Source organism: Rhodococcus sp. CX (genome assembly GCF_015865005.1).
GTDB lineage: Bacteria > Actinomycetota > Actinomycetes > Mycobacteriales > Mycobacteriaceae > Rhodococcus.
Map to the genome: position 1 here is coordinate 20,432 of NZ_JADZGH010000172.1, position 578 is coordinate 21,009.

Sequence of the window (578 nt, forward strand, 5' to 3'; positions counted from 1 at the left end):
CCGGCGACGTCTCCGGGCTGCCGGCCGGGACCGCGTTCGCGACGGCGGCGCTGGCGGCCGGTGAAGGCGTCCTGGTCGGGGCGCCCGGGGCGCCGGGGATCGGGCTGGTCCCGACCGTGGAGGGTCCGGATGTGCTGCGCTGGACCGTGTTCGCGGTGCCGGCCCTGCCGGATGCGCCCGCCCGTCCCGGTCTCGGCGAGGCCGAGTTCACGATGCGCGAGGCGGTGCGCGATGCTGCGGCGACCCTGACCGGTATCCCGACCGTCGGCACGGACGGTCGCCGATCCGACCCGCGCGCGGAGATCGCCGAGGCGATCGCCCAGCAGGCCCGGCACCGCTATCCCGAATCGCTTCCGGTGCGTGCCGTGCGCATCCTCGACTCCGCCGACCAGGTGTCCGCGATCCTGGACGTCGCGGCGCGCGGCGCCGGACTGCAGGCCGGGTCGATGTCCGCGGCGACGAGCCGCGAGGCGGCGCTGCGGCCGCTGTTGACCACCGTGCGGCAGGCCCGGCTGGGCGCGGTCGCCGCGGCGCTCGAAGCCGGTCGTCACAGTCGCCGGACAACCGGCGGCTGACGC

1 protein-coding gene is annotated in these 578 nt (G+C 77.2%); it reads left to right on the plus strand.

Annotation, left to right across the window (positions count from 1 at the left end):
- Positions 1-575, plus strand: a 575-nt coding sequence (locus I0Q12_RS18330) for a hypothetical protein (protein ID WP_231610957.1), incomplete at its 5' end; no start/stop codon positions are given.
- Positions 576-578 lie beyond the last annotated feature (3 nt).